The sequence below is a fragment of the Bradyrhizobium sp. ORS 86 genome, assembly GCF_045571475.1.
Taxonomy (GTDB): Bacteria; Pseudomonadota; Alphaproteobacteria; order Rhizobiales; family Xanthobacteraceae; genus Bradyrhizobium.
On the sequence record NZ_CP120699.1, the window covers coordinates 6,815,512 to 6,835,191 of the forward strand.

Annotated in this window: 22 protein-coding genes; 6 read left to right on the plus strand and 16 right to left on the minus strand. The window is 65.3% G+C overall.

Features of this window, described 5'->3' with window-relative positions:
• Positions 1 to 409 precede the first annotated feature (409 nt).
• Positions 410 to 1,681 (minus strand): RNA polymerase sigma factor, encoded by a 1,272-nt coding sequence (locus P6U25_RS31420; RefSeq protein WP_407148623.1) that lies wholly within the window; start codon positions 1,679 to 1,681, stop codon positions 410 to 412.
• Complete coding sequence (locus tag P6U25_RS31425) at positions 1,678 to 2,046, minus strand: YciI family protein (protein WP_407148624.1); 369 nt, start codon at positions 2,044 to 2,046, stop codon at positions 1,678 to 1,680. The genes P6U25_RS31420 and P6U25_RS31425 overlap by 4 nt, the downstream gene beginning before the upstream one ends.
• 222 nt (positions 2,047 to 2,268) lie before the next feature.
• Here P6U25_RS31425 and P6U25_RS31430 point away from each other — a divergent pair, with 222 nt between their 5' ends.
• From P6U25_RS31430 to P6U25_RS31440, 3 genes are all read left to right on the plus strand, one after another.
• Positions 2,269 to 3,234 carry a 2-hydroxyacid dehydrogenase gene (locus P6U25_RS31430; protein ID WP_407148625.1) on the plus strand — a complete coding sequence of 322 codons (966 nt, stop codon included), beginning with the start codon at positions 2,269 to 2,271 and terminating at the stop codon, positions 3,232 to 3,234.
• A 185-nt stretch (positions 3,235 to 3,419) separates the two neighbouring features.
• Entirely contained in the window at positions 3,420 to 4,520 is a 1,101-nt protein-coding gene (locus tag P6U25_RS31435; RefSeq protein ID WP_407148626.1) for an IS4 family transposase, read from the plus strand.
• A 335-nt stretch (positions 4,521 to 4,855) separates the two neighbouring features.
• On the plus strand, positions 4,856 to 5,956 hold the full coding sequence (locus P6U25_RS31440; RefSeq protein ID WP_407148627.1) for an IS4 family transposase: 1,101 nt from the start codon (positions 4,856 to 4,858) through the stop codon (positions 5,954 to 5,956).
• Positions 5,957 to 6,165: 209 nt separating this feature from the next.
• On the opposite strand, the gene P6U25_RS31445 is transcribed toward P6U25_RS31440, so the two are convergent.
• The 5 genes from P6U25_RS31445 to P6U25_RS31465 all read right to left on the minus strand — a co-directional run bounded on the left by P6U25_RS31445 (position 6,166) and on the right by P6U25_RS31465 (position 9,087).
• On the minus strand, positions 6,166 to 6,591 hold the full coding sequence (locus P6U25_RS31445) for a VOC family protein (RefSeq protein WP_139480588.1): 426 nt from the start codon (positions 6,589 to 6,591) through the stop codon (positions 6,166 to 6,168).
• Between the two features lie 119 nt (positions 6,592 to 6,710).
• Positions 6,711 to 7,190 carry an SRPBCC family protein gene (locus tag P6U25_RS31450; RefSeq protein ID WP_407148628.1) on the minus strand — a complete coding sequence of 160 codons (480 nt, stop codon included), beginning with the start codon at positions 7,188 to 7,190 and terminating at the stop codon, positions 6,711 to 6,713.
• Positions 7,183 to 7,590 carry an ArsR/SmtB family transcription factor gene (locus P6U25_RS31455; RefSeq protein ID WP_407148629.1) on the minus strand — a complete coding sequence of 136 codons (408 nt, stop codon included), beginning with the start codon at positions 7,588 to 7,590 and terminating at the stop codon, positions 7,183 to 7,185. Before P6U25_RS31455 ends, P6U25_RS31450 begins: the two co-directional genes overlap by 8 nt.
• Positions 7,591 to 7,688: 98 nt before the next feature.
• Positions 7,689 to 8,339, minus strand: coding sequence for a dihydrofolate reductase family protein (locus P6U25_RS31460; RefSeq protein ID WP_407148630.1), 651 nt, complete (start codon positions 8,337 to 8,339; stop codon positions 7,689 to 7,691).
• 91 nt (positions 8,340 to 8,430) lie between these two features.
• A complete protein-coding gene (locus P6U25_RS31465; protein WP_407148631.1) occupies positions 8,431 to 9,087 on the minus strand; it encodes a TetR/AcrR family transcriptional regulator in 657 nt (218 codons plus the stop codon).
• Positions 9,088 to 9,185: 98 nt separating this feature from the next.
• On the opposite strand from P6U25_RS31465, the gene P6U25_RS31470 reads away from it, so the two are divergent.
• A complete protein-coding gene (locus P6U25_RS31470) occupies positions 9,186 to 9,830 on the plus strand; it encodes a glutathione binding-like protein (RefSeq protein ID WP_407148632.1) in 645 nt (214 codons plus the stop codon).
• A 46-nt stretch (positions 9,831 to 9,876) separates the two neighbouring features.
• On the opposite strand, the gene P6U25_RS31475 is transcribed toward P6U25_RS31470, so the two are convergent.
• The 9 genes from P6U25_RS31475 to P6U25_RS31515 all read right to left on the minus strand — a co-directional run bounded on the left by P6U25_RS31475 (position 9,877) and on the right by P6U25_RS31515 (position 16,141).
• The gene (locus P6U25_RS31475; protein WP_407148633.1) at positions 9,877 to 10,344 is read right to left on the minus strand and encodes a DUF1348 family protein; all 468 of its coding nucleotides are present in this window, start codon (positions 10,342 to 10,344) and stop codon (positions 9,877 to 9,879) included.
• A gap of 84 nt (positions 10,345 to 10,428) precedes the next feature.
• Positions 10,429 to 10,878, minus strand: a complete 450-nt coding sequence (gene ybgC / locus P6U25_RS31480) for a tol-pal system-associated acyl-CoA thioesterase (RefSeq protein WP_407148634.1) — start codon at positions 10,876 to 10,878, stop codon at positions 10,429 to 10,431.
• Between the two features lie 3 nt (positions 10,879 to 10,881).
• Positions 10,882 to 11,256, minus strand: a complete 375-nt coding sequence (locus tag P6U25_RS31485) for a type II toxin-antitoxin system VapC family toxin (RefSeq protein WP_407148635.1) — start codon at positions 11,254 to 11,256, stop codon at positions 10,882 to 10,884.
• Entirely contained in the window at positions 11,253 to 11,444 is a 192-nt protein-coding gene (locus P6U25_RS31490; protein WP_407148636.1) for a type II toxin-antitoxin system VapB family antitoxin, read from the minus strand. Before P6U25_RS31490 ends, P6U25_RS31485 begins: the two co-directional genes overlap by 4 nt.
• A gap of 84 nt (positions 11,445 to 11,528) precedes the next feature.
• Positions 11,529 to 12,446 (minus strand): metallophosphoesterase, encoded by a 918-nt coding sequence (locus P6U25_RS31495; protein WP_407148637.1) that lies wholly within the window; start codon positions 12,444 to 12,446, stop codon positions 11,529 to 11,531.
• Positions 12,447 to 12,625: 179 nt separating this feature from the next.
• Positions 12,626 to 13,675, minus strand: coding sequence for a Holliday junction branch migration DNA helicase RuvB (gene ruvB / locus P6U25_RS31500; RefSeq protein ID WP_407148638.1), 1,050 nt, complete (start codon positions 13,673 to 13,675; stop codon positions 12,626 to 12,628).
• Positions 13,676 to 13,871: 196 nt separating this feature from the next.
• Positions 13,872 to 14,489 carry a Holliday junction branch migration protein RuvA gene (gene ruvA, locus P6U25_RS31505; RefSeq protein WP_407148639.1) on the minus strand — a complete coding sequence of 206 codons (618 nt, stop codon included), beginning with the start codon at positions 14,487 to 14,489 and terminating at the stop codon, positions 13,872 to 13,874.
• 181 nt (positions 14,490 to 14,670) lie between these two features.
• Complete coding sequence (gene ruvC / locus P6U25_RS31510; protein ID WP_407148640.1) at positions 14,671 to 15,198, minus strand: crossover junction endodeoxyribonuclease RuvC; 528 nt, start codon at positions 15,196 to 15,198, stop codon at positions 14,671 to 14,673.
• Positions 15,199 to 15,394: 196 nt separating this feature from the next.
• Positions 15,395 to 16,141 (minus strand): YebC/PmpR family DNA-binding transcriptional regulator, encoded by a 747-nt coding sequence (locus P6U25_RS31515; RefSeq protein ID WP_407148641.1) that lies wholly within the window; start codon positions 16,139 to 16,141, stop codon positions 15,395 to 15,397.
• A 198-nt stretch (positions 16,142 to 16,339) separates the two neighbouring features.
• Here P6U25_RS31515 and P6U25_RS31520 point away from each other — a divergent pair, with 198 nt between their 5' ends.
• Together P6U25_RS31520 and P6U25_RS31525 are read left to right on the plus strand one after the other, a co-directional pair.
• The gene (locus P6U25_RS31520) at positions 16,340 to 18,100 is read left to right on the plus strand and encodes a methyl-accepting chemotaxis protein (RefSeq protein ID WP_407148642.1); all 1,761 of its coding nucleotides are present in this window, start codon (positions 16,340 to 16,342) and stop codon (positions 18,098 to 18,100) included.
• A 131-nt stretch (positions 18,101 to 18,231) separates the two neighbouring features.
• A complete protein-coding gene (locus P6U25_RS31525) occupies positions 18,232 to 19,656 on the plus strand; it encodes a methyl-accepting chemotaxis protein (protein WP_407148643.1) in 1,425 nt (474 codons plus the stop codon).
• The last annotated feature ends 24 nt before the right edge of the window (positions 19,657 to 19,680 follow it).

Sequence of the window (19,680 nt, forward strand, 5' to 3'; positions counted from 1 at the left end):
ATGTCGATCAGCTCGCCCCGGGGCTTACCCCTCTCCCCGCCGTGCCCCGCAAGGGGGGGAGGGAGCCCGACCCGCGTGCTCACCTGACATGATCGGTTACGAGGACTGGTGCGCACACGCCATCTGCTTCGCGTGAGGGAGGCATCGGCAGTCGGCTCCCTCTCCCGCTTGCGGGGGAGGGCTGGGGTGGGGGTTCTCTCCGCGAGTCGTCTCGTGGAGGGAGCCCCCACCCGCCGCGCGCTGCGCGCGCGTCGGCCTCCCCCGCAAGCGGGAGAAGCGAAGGGAGCCCGCGGACAACCTCCGCAGACGCCATATGCGATTGCCCTGCCTTGCGGGGGAGGGTTAGGGAGACGGGTGCCACGCGGGAAGCATCTCACCTTGCACGCGAACAACGCACCGTCGCGCGACGCTACTTCGCCTTGGCGTTGCGCGGCTGGCTGTCGCGCATCAGGCGGTCGATATGCATGCGGATATGGGCGGCTTCCGCGGTGGTATTGGCGAGCGCGATGGCGCGGTCGAAGGCGACGCGCGCTTCATCGTTGCGGCCGAGCTGCATCAGGAAGGCGCCGCGCACGCCGAAATAGTGGAAGTAGTTGGAGAGCCGCGGTGCCAACGGCTCGATCATCTCGAGGGCCGCTTCGGCTCCCCTCACCTTGGAGACCGCCACCGCGCGGTTGAGCGTCACCACCGGAGAGGGCTGCATGACCTCGAGCGCGCCGTAAAGCAGATCGATCTGCGCCCAGTCGGTCTCCTCGGGCGTGCTTGCGCGGGCGTGAAGTGCCGCGATCGCCGCCTGCACCTGATATGGCCCGCTCCGGCGGTGCCGCATCGCCTTGTCGATCAGCGCCAGCCCCTCGGCGATCAGCTCCTGATTCCACAGGCTGCGGTCCTGGTCGTCGAGCAGGATCACCTCGCCGTCGGCATCGAAGCGCGCCGCCGCGCGGGCATGCTGCAACAACAACAGCGCCGTCAGCCCCATGATCTCAGGCTCGCTCTGGAACAGGCGGAGCAGCAGGCGGGCGAGCCGAATCGCCTCCTCGCACAGCGGCGCGCGGATGTTTGCAGTGTCGCCGCCGGCGGAGTAGCCCTCGTTGAAGATCAGGTAGATCATCGCGGCCACGGAGGCGAGCCGCTCGCTGCGCTCGACCGCACCAGGGGTCTCGAACGGCACCTTGGCATCGGCGACGCGCGCCTTGGCGCGCGTGATGCGCTGCTCCATCGCGGCCTCGCTGACCAGGAAGGCACGCGCGATCTGCTTCACGGTCAGCCCGGAGACGATGCGCAAAGCGAGCGCGATCTGCTGCGTCGCCGGCAGGTCCTTGTGGCAACAGATGAACAGCAGGCGCAGGATATCGTCGCGATAATGCGAGCCGTCGAGCCGCTCGGCGATCTCGTCCTCGGCATCGTCGAGGTCGGAGATCGCCTGGTCATCCTCGGGCAACGGCTCCTGCTTCCGGTTGCGCCTGACTTCGTCGATCGCGACGTTGCGGCCCACCATGATCAGCCACGCCGCGGGATCGCGCGGCGGGCCGTTCTGCGGCCAGCTCTTCAGCGCCCGCAGGCAGGCGTTTTGATAGGCTTCCTCGGCGGTGTCGAGATTGCGAAAATAGCGCAGCAGCGCGCCGACCGCCTGGGGACGCGCAGACGTCAGCGCGGCATCGATCCAGGCGGTATCGGTCACGACTTGACACTCCCCGGCTTGAACACGCCGACCGGGCGGATCTCATAGGTGCCGCCGGGATTGGCCGCGCCGAGATCGCGGGCGACGTCGAGCGCCTCGTCGAGGTTCTTGCAGTCGACGACGTAGAAGCCGAGCAACTGCTCCTTGGTTTCGGCGAACGGGCCATCCAGCACCAACGGTGGATCGTCCTTACGCAGCGTGGTCGCGGCCGTGGTCGGCAGCAGGCGCGCCACCGGGCCGAGCCGGCCCTGCCTGGCGAGCTTGTCCTGCACCACGGACAGTTTTTGCATGACGGCGGCGTCGTGCTCCTTGCTCCAGGAACCGACCATGTCCTCGTCGTGGTAGCAGAGGATGGCGTACAGCATCGAAATGGCATCTCCGTTCATTCCAAGAACGAACGATTATGCCCGTGCCCGACAGGGACGCGAAAGAAATTTTGCTTGCGGGTTCCGATGGCTACGGCCCGACATTGACCGATACAGGGCGACCTCAGGAATTGCTAGGGCATGGATGTTCTCCCCTATTGATGGCAGGAGACCGGGGGCGGGCCCGACCCGTTCCGTGACAGAGAGGTTGGAGGTATCTAGATGAGCAAGGGCGCACTCGCGCTGCTAGTCAACGGCGGCACGGAAAACTGGTCGCCGGCGCGCTGGGAGGCGCGGTTCGAGGCAGTCTGCCCCGACCGCCGGGTCGTGCTGCTGCCGGATCCGGCGCTCGATCCGGCCGAGGTGCACTATGCCGCGGTGTGGAAGCCAAAGCCCGGTGAGCTGGCCGCCTTCAGCAATCTGCGCGTTATCTTCAATCTCGGCGCCGGCGTCGATGCGCTGATGGCCGACCGTTCGCTGCCCGACGTGCCGCTGGTGCGGGTCGCGGTCGGCGATCTCACCGACCGCATGACCGAATATGTCGTGCTGCACGTGCTGATGCACCACCGGCAGGAGCCGTACCTGCGCGAGTCACAGCGGCTGAAGCGCTGGGCGCCGAAGTACCAGTGGGTGGCGGGTGCGCTCACCGTCGGCGTCATGGGGCTGGGCACGCTGGGCGCCGCCTCGGCGCGCGCGCTCCGCGCCCTGGGCTTCCGCGTGGTCGGCTGGAGCCGAAGCGAGAAGCGGATCGACGGCATCCCCTGTTTCCACGGCGCCAGTGGGCTCGATGCATTCCTGCGCCAGACCAACATCCTGGTCTGCCTGCTGCCCCTGACGCCCGAGACACGGCACGTGCTCAACCGCGAGGTGTTCGCGAAGCTGAACCGGGACAGCCCGCTCGGCGCGCCCGTGATCATCAATGCCGGCCGCGGCGGCCTGCAGAACGAGGCCGACATCCTGCGCGCGCTCGACGACGGCACGCTGGGCGCGGCCTCGCTCGACGTCTACGAAACCGAGCCGCTGCCCGAGGCGAGCCCGTTCTGGAGCCATCCGAAGGTGGTGCTGACGCCGCACAATGCCGCCGACACCGACGCCGACGAGATCTCGAAATATGTCGCCCAGCAGATCGCACGCTTCGAGGCCGGCCAGACGCTGGAAAACGTGGTCGATCGCGGGCGGGGATATTAGGGCCACCCGTAGCCCGGATGGAGCGCAGCGAAATCCGGGGCCGCTTTGTTCGCGGCGAAAACTGTTCCGCATTGCGCTTCGCTGCATCCGGGCTACGAAGCTATCAACACGGCGTCGTCCCGGCGAAGGCCCATAGGCGTTAAGTTAGGCTTGCGGTGCGGGATGGTTCGTGATTCCAGCATGGCATGAGATATGAAGCACTGGCGAATCGCGACTGGGCGGGGATCGTAACCCGGCTTGGAGGGGCCGCAGCGCTCGATCGGACCGCACGGGAGACGAAGGCTTTCGTGCGTCCGCGCGAGATACGCAATGCCGTGGACTTGCTGCGGTTGATCCTGGCGTATTGCCTTGGTGAACGGGGATTTCGATTGACGGCGGCATGGGCGACGTCGGTCGGTCTTGTCGATGTTTCGAGCGTGGCTCTGTTGTACCGCTTGCGCCAGTGCGGGGATTGGCTGGCGCTCCTGATCGGGCAGGCACTCGCTGCCGCAGCTCCGAGGGCCGGCCGAGGTCGCCTGATCCGCATCATCGATGCCACGACGGTGCCGAAGAAGGGGTTGAATGGCAGGAAGAAGAACGAGGTGTGGCGCATTCACAGCGCGTTCGATCTTCCGCAAGAGCGTTTTGGCCACTTCGAACTGACCGATCAACAGGACGGCGAGAGGCTCGACCGGATTCCGGCGGTTGCGGGCGAGATCCGTCTTGCCGATCGGGCCTATTTGCAGCCGGAGCGCATGGCAACATTGATCCAGGCCGGCGCAGACTTCGTCATTCGAGCGGGTTGGAAGAGCGCACGCTGGCTCGATGGTAAGGGCTGTGCATTCAATCTGATCGCCGAACTGCGCAAGGCGGCGGAACGAGGCCTCCTCGATTGTCCGATCTGGATCAAACCCAAGCGCGGCACGCCGCTCGCCATGCGTCTGGTCGCCGTCAAGAAGCCGCAACAGGCCGCTGCCGAGGCGCGGCGCAAGGCGCGCCGGACCGCACAGAAGGGCGGCCATCAGCTCTCCAATAAAACGCTGCAGGCCGCCGATTGGGTCATCCTGGTGACCTCACTTGCGCCAGATGACTTCACCACGGATGACATTCTCGCCCTCTACCGCCTGCGCTGGCGGATCGAGCTGGGCTTCAAGCGGCTGAAGAGCCTGGTTGGTTTGAAGGGGCCGCCGGGAACTAACGAGCGATCCGCCAGATCGCATATCCTTGCTCATCTGCTGATGATTCTATTGCTCGAGCCGCTCGTCGACGAACTCGAGGACTCTCCCCGCTTGGCGGAAGCCGCCTGACCAGTCCTGGCGCCTGGCGATTGCTCCGTCAGCTCATCGTCTCACTCTTGCAGGCCGTCATTCCGCAACCCGCAATGGCTCGTCTCCGCCAATCTCTCCCCATTCTCCAGCGCCATCTTCGCGAGCCGCCGAGGAAAACCCGACGCTATCAAACCATGGTCCGCTTACCTTAACGCCTATGGGCGAAGGCCGGGACCCATAACCACAGGGAGGAGTTGTTGCGCACAACGTCTCCCTGTGCGCCCAAGAGAAGCCGCGGAGTATGGGTCCCGGCCTGCGCCCATAGGCGTTAAGTTAGGCTTGCGGTGCGGGATGGTTCGTGATTCCAGCATGGCATGAGATATGAAGCACTGGCGAATCGCGACTGGGCGGGGATCGTAACCCGGCTTCGAGGGGCCGCAGCGCTCGATCGGACCGCACGGGAGACGAAGGCTTTCGTGCGTCCGCGCGAGATACGCAATGCCGTGGACTTGCTGCGGTTGATCCTGGCGTATTGCCTTGGTGAACGGGGATTTCGATTGACGGCGGCATGGGCGACGTCGGTCGGTCTTGTCGATGTTTCGAGCGTGGCTCTGTTGTACCGCTTGCGCCAGTGCGGGGATTGGCTGGCGCTCCTGATCGGGCAGGCACTCGCTGCCGCAGCTCCGAGGGCCGGCCGAGGTCGCCTGATCCGCATCATCGATGCCACGACGGTGCCGAAGAAGGGGTTGAATGGCAGGAAGAAGAACGAGGTGTGGCGCATTCACAGCGCGTTCGATCTTCCGCAAGAGCGTTTTGGCCACTTCGAACTGACCGATCAACAGGACGGCGAGAGGCTCGACCGGATTCCGGCGGTTGCGGGCGAGATCCGTCTTGCCGATCGGGCCTATTTGCAGCCGGAGCGCATGGCAACATTGATCCAGGCCGGCGCAGACTTCGTCATTCGAGCGGGTTGGAAGAGCGCACGCTGGCTCGATGGTAAGGGCTGTGCATTCAATCTGATCGCCGAACTGCGCAAGGCGGCGGAACGAGGCCTCCTCGATTGTCCGATCTGGATCAAACCCAAGCGCGGCACGCCGCTCGCCATGCGTCTGGTCGCCGTCAAGAAGCCGCAACAGGCCGCTGCCGAGGCGCGGCGCAAGGCGCGCCGGACCGCACAGAAGGGCGGCCATCAGCTCTCCAATAAAACGCTGCAGGCCGCCGATTGGGTCATCCTGGTGACCTCACTTGCGCCAGATGACTTCACCACGGATGACATTCTCGCCCTCTACCGCCTGCGCTGGCGGATCGAGCTGGGCTTCAAGCGGCTGAAGAGCCTGGTTGGTTTGAAGGGGCCGCCGGGAACTAACGAGCGATCCGCCAGATCGCATATCCTTGCTCATCTGCTGATGATTCTATTGCTCGAGCCGCTCGTCGACGAACTCGAGGACTCTCCCCGCTTGGCGGAAGCCGCCTGACCAGTCCTGGCGCCTGGCGATTGCTCCGTCAGCTCATCGTCTCACTCTTGCAGGCCGTCATTCCGCAACCCGCAATGGCTCGTCTCCGCCAATCTCTCCCCATTCTCCAGCGCCATCTTCGCGAGCCGCCGAGGAAAACCCGACGCTATCAAACCATGGTCCGCTTACCTTAACGCCTATGGGCCTGCGCCGGGGACGACATTGATGGATCACCCCTTCGCCGGCAGCGCGTGCGCAAAACTCCAGGAATGGCCGAACGGATCGATGACGCGGCCGTAGCGAGCGCCCCAGAAGGCATCCCACGGTTCCATGGTCACGGTGGCCCCGGCCTCGGCCGCGCGCTTCACCGCGGCGTCGCAATTTTCCACCTCGAGATGCATGGTCACTGAGGTGCCCTTGAGCTGGTCCGGCGGGAACACGGCGTCGACATGGGTGCCGCGATGCTCGGGAAAATCGTCCATCAGCATGATCCGGGCGCCATAGGCGTTGATCTCGGCGTGCATCAGCCGCTTGCCGTCCTGCGCCGGCATGCGCAGGACTTCGGTGGCGCCGAGCGCCTTTTTGTAAAAATCGACGGCGGCATTGCCGTCATTGACCACCAGATGCGGGATCACGACCTGCGCGGGCTGGGACATGGTTGAGGCCTTTCCTGACAACGGCGGTCGCGGTACGCGGCCGCTACGGCACCATGACGAATGCGGCTGCCCGCATCCGACATGGCGCCGCAATTTTTCTCTAGGCGTGCTGTGGCCTGCTAACCCATTGTCGCGACGACGTCGGCGAGCCGGTCGTAGGCGGGCTCGACACCCTTCTCGATGCCGGAATTGAGGTGACCGTCGCGCGCCTCCTTGGTGGGGTGCTCGATGATCGTCGTCAGCCTGGTCTTGCTACCCATCTCGGTGAAGATCGAGGTCACCTGGTATTCCTCGCTGGTGAAGCCGGGCATCGAAAACACTTCGCCGAACACGACGTACTCCGGACGCACCACCTCGCGATAGGTCCCGGTCAACACGTGCTCGATGCCGTCGGACGAGCGGAACACGAAGCGATAGGCGCCGCCGACGCGCAAATCGATCTCGCAGACCGGCATCGCCATCTCGGCGCAGCCGAGCCAGCGGACCACGAATTCCGGTTTTGTCATTGCGTCGAACACCAGATGCCGGGGCGCGTCGAACTCGCGGGTCATCGCGATCTCCAGATCCGACGGGGTGGTGATCTTCAGTTTCCTATCCACGCGTGCGTCCACGTTGCTTCTCCTTTTTTGCTCTGACACTGACTTTACGCTTGCGCGGCGAGGCCTTCGCGGCCTCCTCCGCCTTCATCTCCTCGAGCAGGCCGTCGAGGCGGTTGAAGCTCTCGTCCCAGAAGCGGCGGAAATTCCCGAGCCAGCCGTCGACCTGCTTGAAGGAGGCAGGCGCGATGCGGCACGGCCGCCATTGCGCCTCGCGTCCGCGCGAGATCAGCCCGGCATGCTCCAGCACCTTCAGGTGCTTGGAGATCGCCGGCAGGCTCATGTCGAACGGCTTCGCCAACTCCATCACCGAGGTCTCGCCGAGTGCGAGCCGCGCCAGGATCGCGCGCCGGGTCGGATCGGCCAGCGCAGCGAAGGTCGAACTCAGGGGATCGAGCGGCATGTACTTAGCTCACTAGTTAAATAACCTATGGGTTAAGTACGACCAAATGGCGCGCGCGTCAACGGCCAATTTTGGCTGCTGACGCAGGCGTGAGCGATCTAGGATTTACGCGCGATGGTGACGTGCGTGGCGTGCGGGCTCGCGACATGCCCGACGACGGCATAGCCGAGCGCAGGCAGATCGATGCCCGCGAACAGGCTCTCGCCGGCGCCGAGCAGCACCGGCGGCAGCGCCAGTTGCAGCTCGTCGAGCAGACGCGCTTGCAGGAATTGCCGCACGACCGACACGCCGCCGCCGACGCGGATGTCCTTGTCCCCCGCAACCGCGCGCGCCCGCTCCAGCGCCGCCTCAATGCCATCGGTCACGAAATGGAAGGTGGTCCCGCCTTCCATTTCGATGGCGGGCCGCGCGTGATGGGTCAGCACGAACGTCGGCGTGTGATATGGCGGATTGTCGCCCCACCAGCCTTTCCAGGAATGATCCGGCCACGGCCCACGGACCGGGCCGAACATGTTCCGCCCGAGGATCCAGGCGCCGATATTGTCCATCGCCTTGCGCGCGATCTCGTCGTCGAGACCGGTCGTCCCGCCATCCTGGCCGATCATCTGGCGGAAGGTCCGGGTCTGGAAGAACCAGCTAGCCGGCAGCGCCAGGCCGCCCTCGCCGAATGGATTGTCGAGGCTCTGACGCGGCGCGGCTCCAAAGCCGTCGATCGAGACCATGAACAATGACGTCCTGACTTTTCCCATGATGTTCCGCTTCCGTGAATGAGGGCACCTTACGGAAGACGGTCGGGAAGGCCAGCGGCCGACATCTGCCGCGCGTGAATTTTCGCGGCGGCTATTTGGCCCCGCACATCACGTCGATGGCGCCCTGCACGATCGCCTCGAGCTCCTTGCGCGGCACGCGGGCGCGGGCGCGGATCGCGATGGTGTGGATGGTGGCTGATGCGAGATGCGCGAGCGCGGCCTCATCGGCCGTCTCAGGCAACTCGCCGCGTTCCTTGGCGAGGCGGAAGCAGATCGAAAACGCCTTGTCCAGCTCGGTGAAGCCTTCCAGCACCATGGCGCGGATGTCGGGATCCGCCACCGCTTCGGAAGCCGCAGTCATTACTGTGAAGCAGCCGCGCGGTGAGTCCCCTTCGGTGTAGATGTCGAGCGCGATGGCGTAGATCCGCGCCAGCCGCTCCCGCAGCGGCGCCTCGGCGCGGAAGATGTCGATCATCGCGGCGCGCGCCCCATCGCGATAGCGCTGATAGCTCTTGATGTAGAGAGCCCGCTTGTCGCCGAACGCGCCATAGAGGCTCGGCCGGTTCATGCCGGTGGCGGCGCTGAGATCATCGAGCGAGGTCGCGGCAAAGCCGTCGCGCCTGAACAGATCGAGCGCCTTGCCGAGCGCGACGTCGGGCACGTAGGCACGCGGCCGCCCGCGCCGCTTCGGCGCCACAGGCGCATCGATCTTGGCAGCAGATGGCGGCTTTCTACTTTTTTGTACCATGTCGCATTAAATTCCTTGACGCCTCCGATATTATTCGAGACAGTACAAAAATCAACCCGGCCGGAAGATCCGCGCCCAGCACCGCCAAGGAGGCACCCATGGACCTTTATTTCTCGCCGCTCGCCTGCTCGATGGCGACCCGTGTCGCGCTGTACGAGGCAGGCCAGCCGGCCAACTATCTCGAGGTCGATCCCAAGACCAAGCAGGTGCGTAGCGACGGCTCCGACTTCAACAAGATCAATCCGCTCGGACTGGTGCCGACGCTGCGCACCGATGACGGCGTGGTGCTGACCGAGAACGCGGCGATCCTGCAATATGTCGCCGATCGGTTTCCGCAGGCCGGCATCGGCACGACATCGAATGTCGAGCGCTCACGGCTGCATCAATGGCTGTGCTTCATCGGCACCGAGCTGCACAAGGGCCTGTTCCTGCCGCTGCTCGACAAGAAGGCGCCGCCGGAGGCCAAGACCTATGCGCTGCAGAAATACACCTCGCGGCTCGATTATCTCGAGGATCACCTGAAGGGCCGCGACTATCTGCTCGATCATTTCAGCGTCGCCGACGCCTATCTCGTCACCGTCATCAACTGGACGATGGCGACGCCGCCAATCGAGCTCGCGAAATGGCCGGCACTGAAGGCCTATTACGAGCGCCTGCGCGCGCGCCCCTCGGTCGCAAAGGCGATCGCAGAGGAGTTCGAGCTCTACAAAGCCGAGATCGCGCGGCACAAGGCGGCGGCGTAGAGCGGTCTCTCACTATGCGTCGTCCCGGCGAACGTCGGGACGACAACTAAAACGGCTCCTGCCCCAATCCCGGCACGTCGGCCGGCCGCGGCCCCGGGGCGGGCCAGTGAAAGCGGCGGTCTTTTTCCGCGATCGCGATGTCGTTGATCGAGGCTTCGCGCCGTCGCATCAGGCCGTGCTCGTCGAACTCCCACTGCTCGTTGCCGTAGGAGCGAAACCAGTTGCCGCCGGCATCGTGCCATTCGTACTGGAAGCGCACCGCGACGCGGTTCCCGTCGAACGCCCAGAGATCCTTGATCAGGCGATAGTCGAGCTCCCTTTCCCATTTGCGGGTGAGGAAGGCCACGATCGCGTCGCGGCCGTGAAACACCTCGGAGCGGTTGCGCCAGCGGCTGTCCTCGGTATAGGCGAGCGCGACGCGCGCGGGATCGCGCGAATTCCACGCATCCTCCGCCATGCGCGCCTTCTGCGCGGCGGTCTCGCGGGTGAAGGGTGGCAGCGGCGGGCGTGACATCGGCGATCCCTCGCGGTTGTGATTACGCGCAAATTTATCGCGCCGACGCCAGGAGTCGATGGCTCCGCACCTATCGACCGATAGCTAGGCCAAATCGGCCTTCATCAGCGCGCGAATGGACTTAGGAATCGGCTGCGCGCGGCCGCCGCTGACGAAGGCGACGCGGACCTCGGCCTTCACAAGCACGTCATCGCCGCGCCTGACTTCCTGCGCCAGCATGATGGACGCGCCCTTCACCGCGATCGGCCAGGTCACGACGTCGAGCACGTCATCCATCCGCGCGGGCTTGAGGAAGTCGAGCGCCATCGAGCGCACCACGAAGGCGAACCCGCCGGTCTCCGCCTCGGCCTCCTCGAACAGCGCCTGCTGCCCGGCGCCCATCAAGCGGAGATGGTTGGTGCGCCCGCGCTCCATGAAGCGCAGGTAGTTGGCGTGATAGACGATGCCGGAGAAGTCGGTGTCCTCGTAATAGACGCGGACCTGCATGTGGTGGCGGCCGTCGCGGATCTCGCCGTCGAGGATGGGTGAGGTCATCGGCTATTCCGGAATCCTGGCCGCGAGCGACAGCGCCTCGGCTGTTGCCAGCGCGCGCTTGTCGCGCGTCCAGAACACTGTCTCGGGTGTCAGCGCGGTGGCCGCCAGCAGATGCGCATCGACGTAACCGATGCCTGAGCCGGGCAACTTTCGATTCGAGATGAAGGTCAGGACTTCGTCGGTCGTTGCGACGATCGCCTTCGGAAGTGCGTTCAGGTCATCCATCATTTCAGCGATTTTCGGCACGTGTCCGAGCACCAATTCACCTATCACGAATGGATGCATGACAACGTCGCCGTGATCAAGGAGTCTCACCAGCCGCGGATCACCACGACGAAAATGATCGATCCAGATCGACGTGTCGACGAGAACAGTCATTTCGGGCGACGGCGCGGAGGCGCCTTGGCGTCGGGTCGCGAGCCTCCCATCCGGGCGAGCCGGCGGGCGGCCTCGCGCTCGACGAACGCCTTCAATGCCTCGCGGATCACCGCGGACTTCTCCGTGACCCCGGCGAATTCCTGCGCCTTGGCAAACAACTCGTCGTCTATGGCAATCGTCGTTCTCATGGCAAGGATTCCTCGACATCAAATATAACATCAGACGATGCGAGATTCCATGCCTCTGCCGGTCGCGCGGCCGCGCAAGCGTGGTCAGGAGACCAACGGCCTCTTTGCACCGAGCGTCACCTGCACGATCTCGGGCGGCACGCCGAGGCGGAACGGCATGATGCTGCAGCCGAGGCCGCCGGAGACGATGACATCGGTCTTCAGCTTGAGGTGGCCGTAGGCGAGCCTCATGCCGTGCTTCACCGGCACCGCGGGCGACCAGCCGAGCAATCGAACCTGGCCGCCATGGGTGTGGCCGGATAGTTGCAAGGCGACGCGCGAGGGCACGCGGAGTGCGATGTCGGGCTCGTGGGCGAGCAGGATCACCGGCGCATCGTCGGTGACCTTGGCGAGCGTGGCGCTGAGATCGTCGGCACCGACATGCGCGACATGGCGAAAGCGTCGCGCCGGCAGATAGGCGAGCTGGTCGCCGAGGCCGGCGAGCCAGAACGGACGGCCGTCCTTGACGAGCCGCACCGCATCATTCTCGTAGACCGGAATGCCCACCCGCTCCAGCGCCCGGCGGGCGATCGGGACGCCCTGCCCCTGACGCTGCACGGCCTTGTCTTCCCAATAATCGTGATTGCCGAGGATGGCGTGCACGCCGAGCGGCGCCTTCAGGCCCCTCAGAACCGCGGCCCATTCCGACGCCGGAATGAAGCGCGTGACGTGACGAAGGCCTGCAACATAGTCACCGAGCATGACGACGAGATCGGCATTCAACGCGTTGGTGCGGTCGACGATCTCGGCGATGCGATCGAGCGACATCCAGGGATCGCAAGCATGAATGTCGGCGAGCGCGGCGATCTTGAGCGGAAAATCCGCCGGCCATCGCCGCGGCGACAGATCGTAGCGCGTGAGCGTGAGCCGAACGACCGGCTCGCTGACGCCATAGGCCGCGGTCGAGGCACTGGTGGCGGTCAATCCGCCAACGGAGCGGAGGAAGTTGCGACGTGAAATCATGGACCTGCGATCGCTGATGCCTGACCGAGCTAAGCCGCGTGATTGGAGCGAAATTGGGCCGCCTTTGTGCAGAAGGCGGGCAGATGTCGCAATGGTTACCGATGGCCTGGGCCGCGTGACGGAACCGACCGCGCATTCAATTTTTCGAGAGTGCTGCGGCGGACATCACGCCCGCGCGATCAATCCTCGTCACCATTACCGCCGAACAGGCCGAACTGCGCGGGATCACGGTTGGGCTCGGCAAGGCCGAGATGGCGGAAGGCATGCGAGGTCAAGAGACGGCCGCGCGGGGTGCGCTGCAGATAGCCGCACTGGATCAGATAGGGCTCGATGATGTCCTCGATCGCGTCGCGCGGCTCCGACAATGCCGCTGCCATGGTCTCGACGCCGACCGGGCCGCCGCCATAGTTCAGGGCGATCGTCGTGAGATAGCGGCGGTCCATCGCATCGAGGCCTGCGCTGTCGACCTCGAGCGCGCTCAGCGCGCGGTCGGCGATGCCGCGGTCGACGGAATCGGCATCCGCTGCGGATGCAAAATCCCTGACCCGGCGCAACAGACGGCCGGCGATGCGCGGCGTGCCCCGGGCACGGCGTGCGATCTCGTTGGCACCGTCGGAGCTCATACCGACGTTGAGCACGCGGGCGCCGCGGGTGACGATCTTCTCCAGCTCCTCCTCGGTGTAGAAGTTCAGGCGGATCGGAATGCCGAAGCGGTCACGCAGCGGATTGGTGAGCAGGCCTGCGCGCGTGGTCGCGCCCACCAGCGTGAACTTCGACAGATCGATCTTCACCGAGCGCGCCGCGGGCCCCTCGCCGATGATCAGATCGAGCTGGAAATCCTCCATCGCCGGATACAGCACCTCTTCCACCGCAGGGCTCAGGCGATGGATCTCGTCGATGAACAGCACATCGCGCTCTTCGAGATTGGTGAGCAGCGCGGCGAGATCGCCGGCCTTGGCGATGACCGGGCCCGAGGTGGCACGAAAGCCGACGCCGAGCTCACGCGCGACGATCTGCGCCAGCGTGGTCTTGCCGAGTCCCGGAGGCCCGACGAACAGCACGTGATCCAGCGCTTCGCCGCGCTTCTTCGCCGCCTCGATGAAGATCGAGAGATTCTTGCGCGCCTGCGCCTGGCCGACGAACTCGGTCAGCGACTGCGGACGCAGCGCGGTGTCGCCAACATCATCGGAGCGGCGCTCGGGCGTGACGATGCGGGAGGGCGTGTTCATGACGCAAAACCAGCACGAGAGCGTTGTTCTCCCTCTCCCCGCCCTTGCGGGGAGAGGGTTGGGGTGAGGGGCTGCATCCGCGAGCGAGACATGCGTTCAGACCTGTACCCCCTCACCCGGATTGCATCTGCGATGCAATCCGACCTCTCCCCGCAAGCGGGGAGAGGTAAAGAAAGGACCGGCTTCGATACGCAGCTCACTTCGACAATTCCTTCAGGCCCAGCCGGATCAGGTGCGCGGTCTCGGCACTCTCACCGGCGCTGCGCGAGGCGGCGGCGATGGCGGCGGCGGCCTGCGGCTGGCCGTAGCCGAGATTGACCAGCGCGGAGATCGCATCTGTCACCGGGCGCGGCGCCCGGTTGTTGTCGATCGCGCCCGAGAGCTGCACCACGGCCGGATCGACATCGGCAAAGCCCGGCGCCTTGTCCTTCAATTCGCTGACAATGCGCTCGGCGACCTTCGGCCCCACCCCCGGCGTGCGCGCGACAGCCGCCTTGTCGCGCAGGGCAATCGCATTCGCGAGATCGGTCGGCGGCAGCGTGCCGAGCACAGCGAGCGCGACCTTGGCGCCGACGCCCTGCACCGTCTGCAGCAAACGAAACCACTCGCGCTCATGATCCGAGCGGAAGCCGAACAGTTTGATCTGGTCCTCGCGGACATAGGTCTCGATCGACAGCACGGCCGCCCCCCCCGGCGACGGCAGCGCCTGCAACGTGCGGCCGGCGCAGTGCACCTGGTAACCGACGCCGCCGACGTCGAGGATCACATAGTCCTCGCCGTAGGAATCGATCAGCCCCTTGAGCTTGCCGATCATCGTGCCACCTCGGACTTGGCGCTCGCGTCGCGTTCGTTCGCTTTGGCGTTGGCTTTGGTGAGGCAAGCACCGACGGAAGGGTTCCCTCCCCCCTTATCCCTCTCCCCAACCCTCCCCCGCAAGGGGGGAGGGAGCCTGACGAATGTGCCCTCCTCACCTCGCGAAAGCTTGCAAGCGCTCCTCATAGGCTTGCCACCTTCAGCCGCAGCGCGGCGCTCTGGCGGTGATGCGCGTGGGTGATCGCGATCGCCAGCGCATCGGCCGCATCGGCGGATGGCGGCTCGGCCTTCGGCAGCAGGATCTTCAGCATCACCTGGATCTGGTTCTTCTCGGCATGTCCGGCGCCGACCACAGTCTTCTTGACCTGGTTCGGCGCGTATTCGGCAATCGCAATGCCGAACATTGCGGGCGCCAGCATGGCGACGCCGCGGGCTTGGCCGAGCTTCAGCGTGGCGGCACCATCCTTGTTGACAAAGGTCTGTTCCACCGCCGCCTCCGCCGGCTTGTAATCGCCGAGCACGGCGGCCAGCCCCTCATGGATCGCGAGCAGGCGGCTCGCGAGCGGCAGATTGTCCGGCGGCTCGACCGAGCCACAGGCGACGTAGACCAGCCGATTGCCCTCGCTCTCGATCACGCCCCAGCCGGTACGGCGGAGGCCAGGATCGATACCGATGATGCGGACGGGGGAGCGAATCGGCTGCGATGTCATGGGGGAGTGATACCGCCTGCGCACCGGGAACGAAACACAAACGGAGCGTCATCCCCTGCCCCGCTTGTCCTGCCCCGCTCGTCATCCCCGCGAATGCGGGGATCCAGTACGCCGCGGCAGTTCGGATTAAGCGCAGGTCTCTGGGTCGCCCGCCAACGCGGGCGACGACAGTGGCGTGTTAGGCGGGACGAGGCTTTTATTCGCCCATCTTCGCGATCAACGCGTCGGACACTTCGAAGTTAGCGAACACGTTCTGCACGTCGTCGTGCTCGTTGAGCACGTCCATCAGCTTCAACAACTTTTCGCCGGTCTCATCGTCGACCGAGACGGTGTTCTGCGGCTTCCAGGTCAGCGCCGCCTTGCGCGGCTCGCCGAACTTCGCCTCCAGCGCCTTGGCGACCTCGCGGAAGGTGTCCTGCGCGGCATAGACCTCGTGGCCGCTTTCGCTGGAGACCACGTCGTCGGCGCCGGCCTCGATCGCCGCGTCCAGCATGGCGTCGTCGGAGGCGACGCTCTTGTCGTATTCGATGATGCCGGTGCGGTCGAACATGAAGGCGACCGAACCGGTTTCGCCGAGATTGCCGCCGGATTTGGTGAAAAAGGAGCGGATGTCGGAGGCGGCGCGGTTGCGGTTGTCGGTCAGCGCCTCCACGATCACGGCGACGCCGCCGGGACCGTAGCCCTCGTAGCGGATCTCTTCGTAGTTCTCGCCATCGCTGCCGGCCGCCTTCTTGATGGCGCGTTCGATGTTGTCCTTGGGCATGTTCTCGGCGCGCGCCGCGACCACGGCGGCGCGCAGACGCGGATTCATCGCCGGATCCGGCGTACCCAGCTTGGCCGCCACCGTGATTTCGCGCGCCAGCTTGCCGAAAAGCTTCGACCGCTGGGCATCCTGCCGGCCCTTGCGGTGCATGATGTTCTTGAATTGGGAATGGCCGGCCATGCGAGGTCTCTTCGAAGCGTCAGGTCAAAGGGGGATGGAAAACGCGGCCTTATAGGCCCCCACCGGCCAAAATCAAAGATCGGCGGGACATTCCGTTGCAGATACTACCGCATGCCGGAATATCAGGCACCTGTTAACCATGACTTCATGCCCGGATGAGAGGATCGGCCGTCCTAATCCCCACGCCCAAGGGTCCCCATGGCGTTCGGTTTGTTTCGAAGACGAGGGCCGGAGCCGGTTGCGCCCGCCGTGAAATCAGAGGTTCCGGCCGCGAACATCGCGCCCGAAGCCATCACCTCGACCGAAAGCGATTCGGCGAGGGAGATCCTGGAACTATTGGAACTCGAGCTCGGCGGCATGATCCGTCAGCTCGAGCGCGCCGCGGGCTCGGTGGCCGCCGGTGCCGACGCCACTGCCGCGACGCTCGCGACCATCCGGGCGCGCACGGACGCGCTGACCGGCCGCACCAGCGCGGCGCAGAGCACCGCGACGACATTTTCGGAGGCCGCCGACAGGTTCACCCACTCTGCCGAGGGCATCGGCCAGCAGGTGCGCAACGCCAGCAGGTTGGCTGACGACGCTGCAGCCGCCGCGCGCGAGGCCACCGCCAATGTCGATCGCCTGCGCGAATCCTCGGCCGCGATCGGCAACGTCGTCAATCTGATCGCGCAGATCGCGCGCCAGACCACGCTGCTTGCGCTCAACTCGACGATCGAGGCGGCGCGGGCCGGCGCCGCAGGCAAGGGCTTTGCCGTGGTCGCAACCGAGGTCAAGGCGCTCGCGGTGCAGACCCAGAGCGCGACCGAGGAGATCACCAAGAAGATCGAGGCATTGCAGAAGGACGCGACCGGCTCGGCGGACGCGGTGCACCGCATCTCGCAGGCGATCGAGGCGATCCGCCCGGTCTTCGAGCATGTCAACGGCGCGGTGGTCGAGCAGAACCAGATCACCGGCGAGATCGGCCAGAACGCCGCATCCGCATCTCACTTCATCGTCTCGGTCGGCACCAGCGCCGGCGAGATCGACAGCGCAACGCAGGAAGCAGCAAGGCACGGCGACAACGTCGCCAGGGCCGGCAAGGCCGTGACCGCCTTCGCCCAGAAGCTGAAGGCGCGCTGCGCGGTGCTGCTGCGCCAGAACGAGCGCGGCGATCCGCGCAAGAACGAGCGCCTCCCCTGCAGCCTCAAGATCGAGATCACGACCGCGCGCGGCAGCGTCACCGCGCCGGTCTACGAGCTCGCGATGGACGGCATCCTGATCGGTGGGCCAGACGCCGACAAGCTCCCGGCGCATGAGAGCCTGAGCGCGACGTTGCAGGATATCGGCGCCTGCCGCATCAGGATCGGCGAGCGCTCCAAGGCCGGCGCACAGGCGCGGTTCGAGGCGCCGACCGCCGCGCTGCGCGAGACGATCGAAGACCGGATGTGGGCGATCCACGAGGAGAATACCGAGTTCGTCACCCGCGCGATGGAGGCAGGCAGCGCGCTGACCAAGATCTTCGACAACGCGATCGCCAGCGGCGCTGTGGCGATCGACGACCTGTTCGACACCGACTATGTCGAAATACCGGGCACCAATCCGGTACAGTACCGCACCAGGATGCTCGATTGGGCGGAGCGCGCGCTGCCGCTGTTCCAGGAGGCATTCCTTGCCAGGGACTCGCGGATGGCGTTCTGCGTCGCGATCGACCAGAACGGCTACCTGCCCGTCCACAACAAGCTCTACTCGCATCCGCAGCGCCCCGGCGACGTCGCCTACAACACGGCCAACTGCCGCAACCGCCGCATCTTCAACGATCAGGCTGGGCTTGCCGCCGGCCGCAATCAGCGCGCTTATTTGATCCAGACCTACGCACGCGACATGGGCAACGGCACCACCGTGATGATGCGCGAGATCGACGTGCCGATCCGTGTGCGCGGCCGGCACTGGGGCGGCTTCCGCACCGCGTACAAGCTTTGATCATTCTGTAGCAACGACACGCACCAGTGCACGCTCAGGCAAGACCGAAGGTGCGAATCACGCTTTTAAGATCGGAATGGAGAATGCCGCGACGGGTCGACGGGCGGTTCTGACGGAAAGGAAGCTCGAAAATGTCGGTCGCGCAGGCTGCTGTCCTGGACACGTCATCCGGCCGGACGCTGGCCGAACGGCTCATCGACCTGCTCGCCGACCGTATCGGCGGCCTCGGTGTGGAGCTGGCCGACATCGCCGGCAACGTCCAGGAGGTCGCAAGTCGCGTCAGCAACCAGTCGGAGCGCTTCCACCATTTGCAGAAGACCGCCGAGACCATGGTCTCGGCCAATCACGAGATCGCCAATGCGTCGCAGGCGGTGCAATCGACCACATCCGCCGCGGTCGGCCAGATCGCGGAATCTCGCGGCGTGGTCGAGACCGCTGTCGGTCACATCGCAGAGCTCGTTGCGGCGGTCGGACGGATCGAGGCGCGGCTTGCCGCGGTCGGCTCCGCGCTGAGCCAGGTCGCCAAGGTCTCAGGTTCGATCGAGGCGATCGCGAAGCAGACCAACCTGCTCGCGCTCAACGCCACCATCGAGGCCGCACGCGCCGGGACCGCCGGTCGCGGCTTTGCCGTAGTCGCGAGCGAAGTGAAGAGCCTGGCGGAAGCGACCCGCCAGGCGACGCATCTGATTTCCGACACCGTGCGCGATCTCGACGGCCAGATCAGCAGCCTGATCGGTGAGAGCAGCGATGCCTCGCTGCGCGCAAAGAGCGCCGGCGAAGGCGCCCGGCAGATCTCCGGCATCATCACGCGCATACAGGAGGGTTTTTCATCCGTGGGCGCCGAGATCGACAGCGTCGCGCGCGCCGCGACCTCGAATCTCGGTCATTGCGACACCGTGATTGCGGAGCTGAACGAGCTTGCCAAAGGCGTCGATCTCTCTTCGCGTGACCTCAAGCACGCCGACGAGCGGGTGACGAAACTGCTCGAAACCTCGGAACACCTGATCGCGATGATCGCCGACAGCGGTGTACAGACCTCGGACGCGCCGCTGATCCGCGTCGTGATCGAGACCGCAAAGCAGATCTCGGAGCTGTTCGAGCATGCGATCGCGCGCGGCGAGATCACACTCGCACAATTGATGGACGAAAAGTACCGGGAGATAGCAGGCACCGATCCGAAGCAGTATCTCACCGACTACGTGGCCTTCACCGACCGCGTGCTGCCCGCGATCCAGGATCCGATCCAGAAGAGCGACCCGCGCATCGTGTTCTGCGTCGCCTGGGCCAAGGGCGGCTATCTGCCGACGCACAATCCGAACTACCGGCTGCCGCAAGGCCCCGATCCGGTCTGGAACAACGCCAATTGCCGCAACCGCCGCCTGTTCAACGATCGCGCGGTGAAGAAGGTGGCGGCAAATACAAAACCGTTCCTGCTGCAGACCTACCGCCGCGACATGGGCGGCGGCAATTTCGTGCTGATGAAGGACCTGTCATCGCCGATCTTCGTGAATGGCCGTCACTGGGGCGCGTTCCGGATGGGCTTTCGGCAGAGCTAAGCGAGCACCGCGTAGCCCGGATGG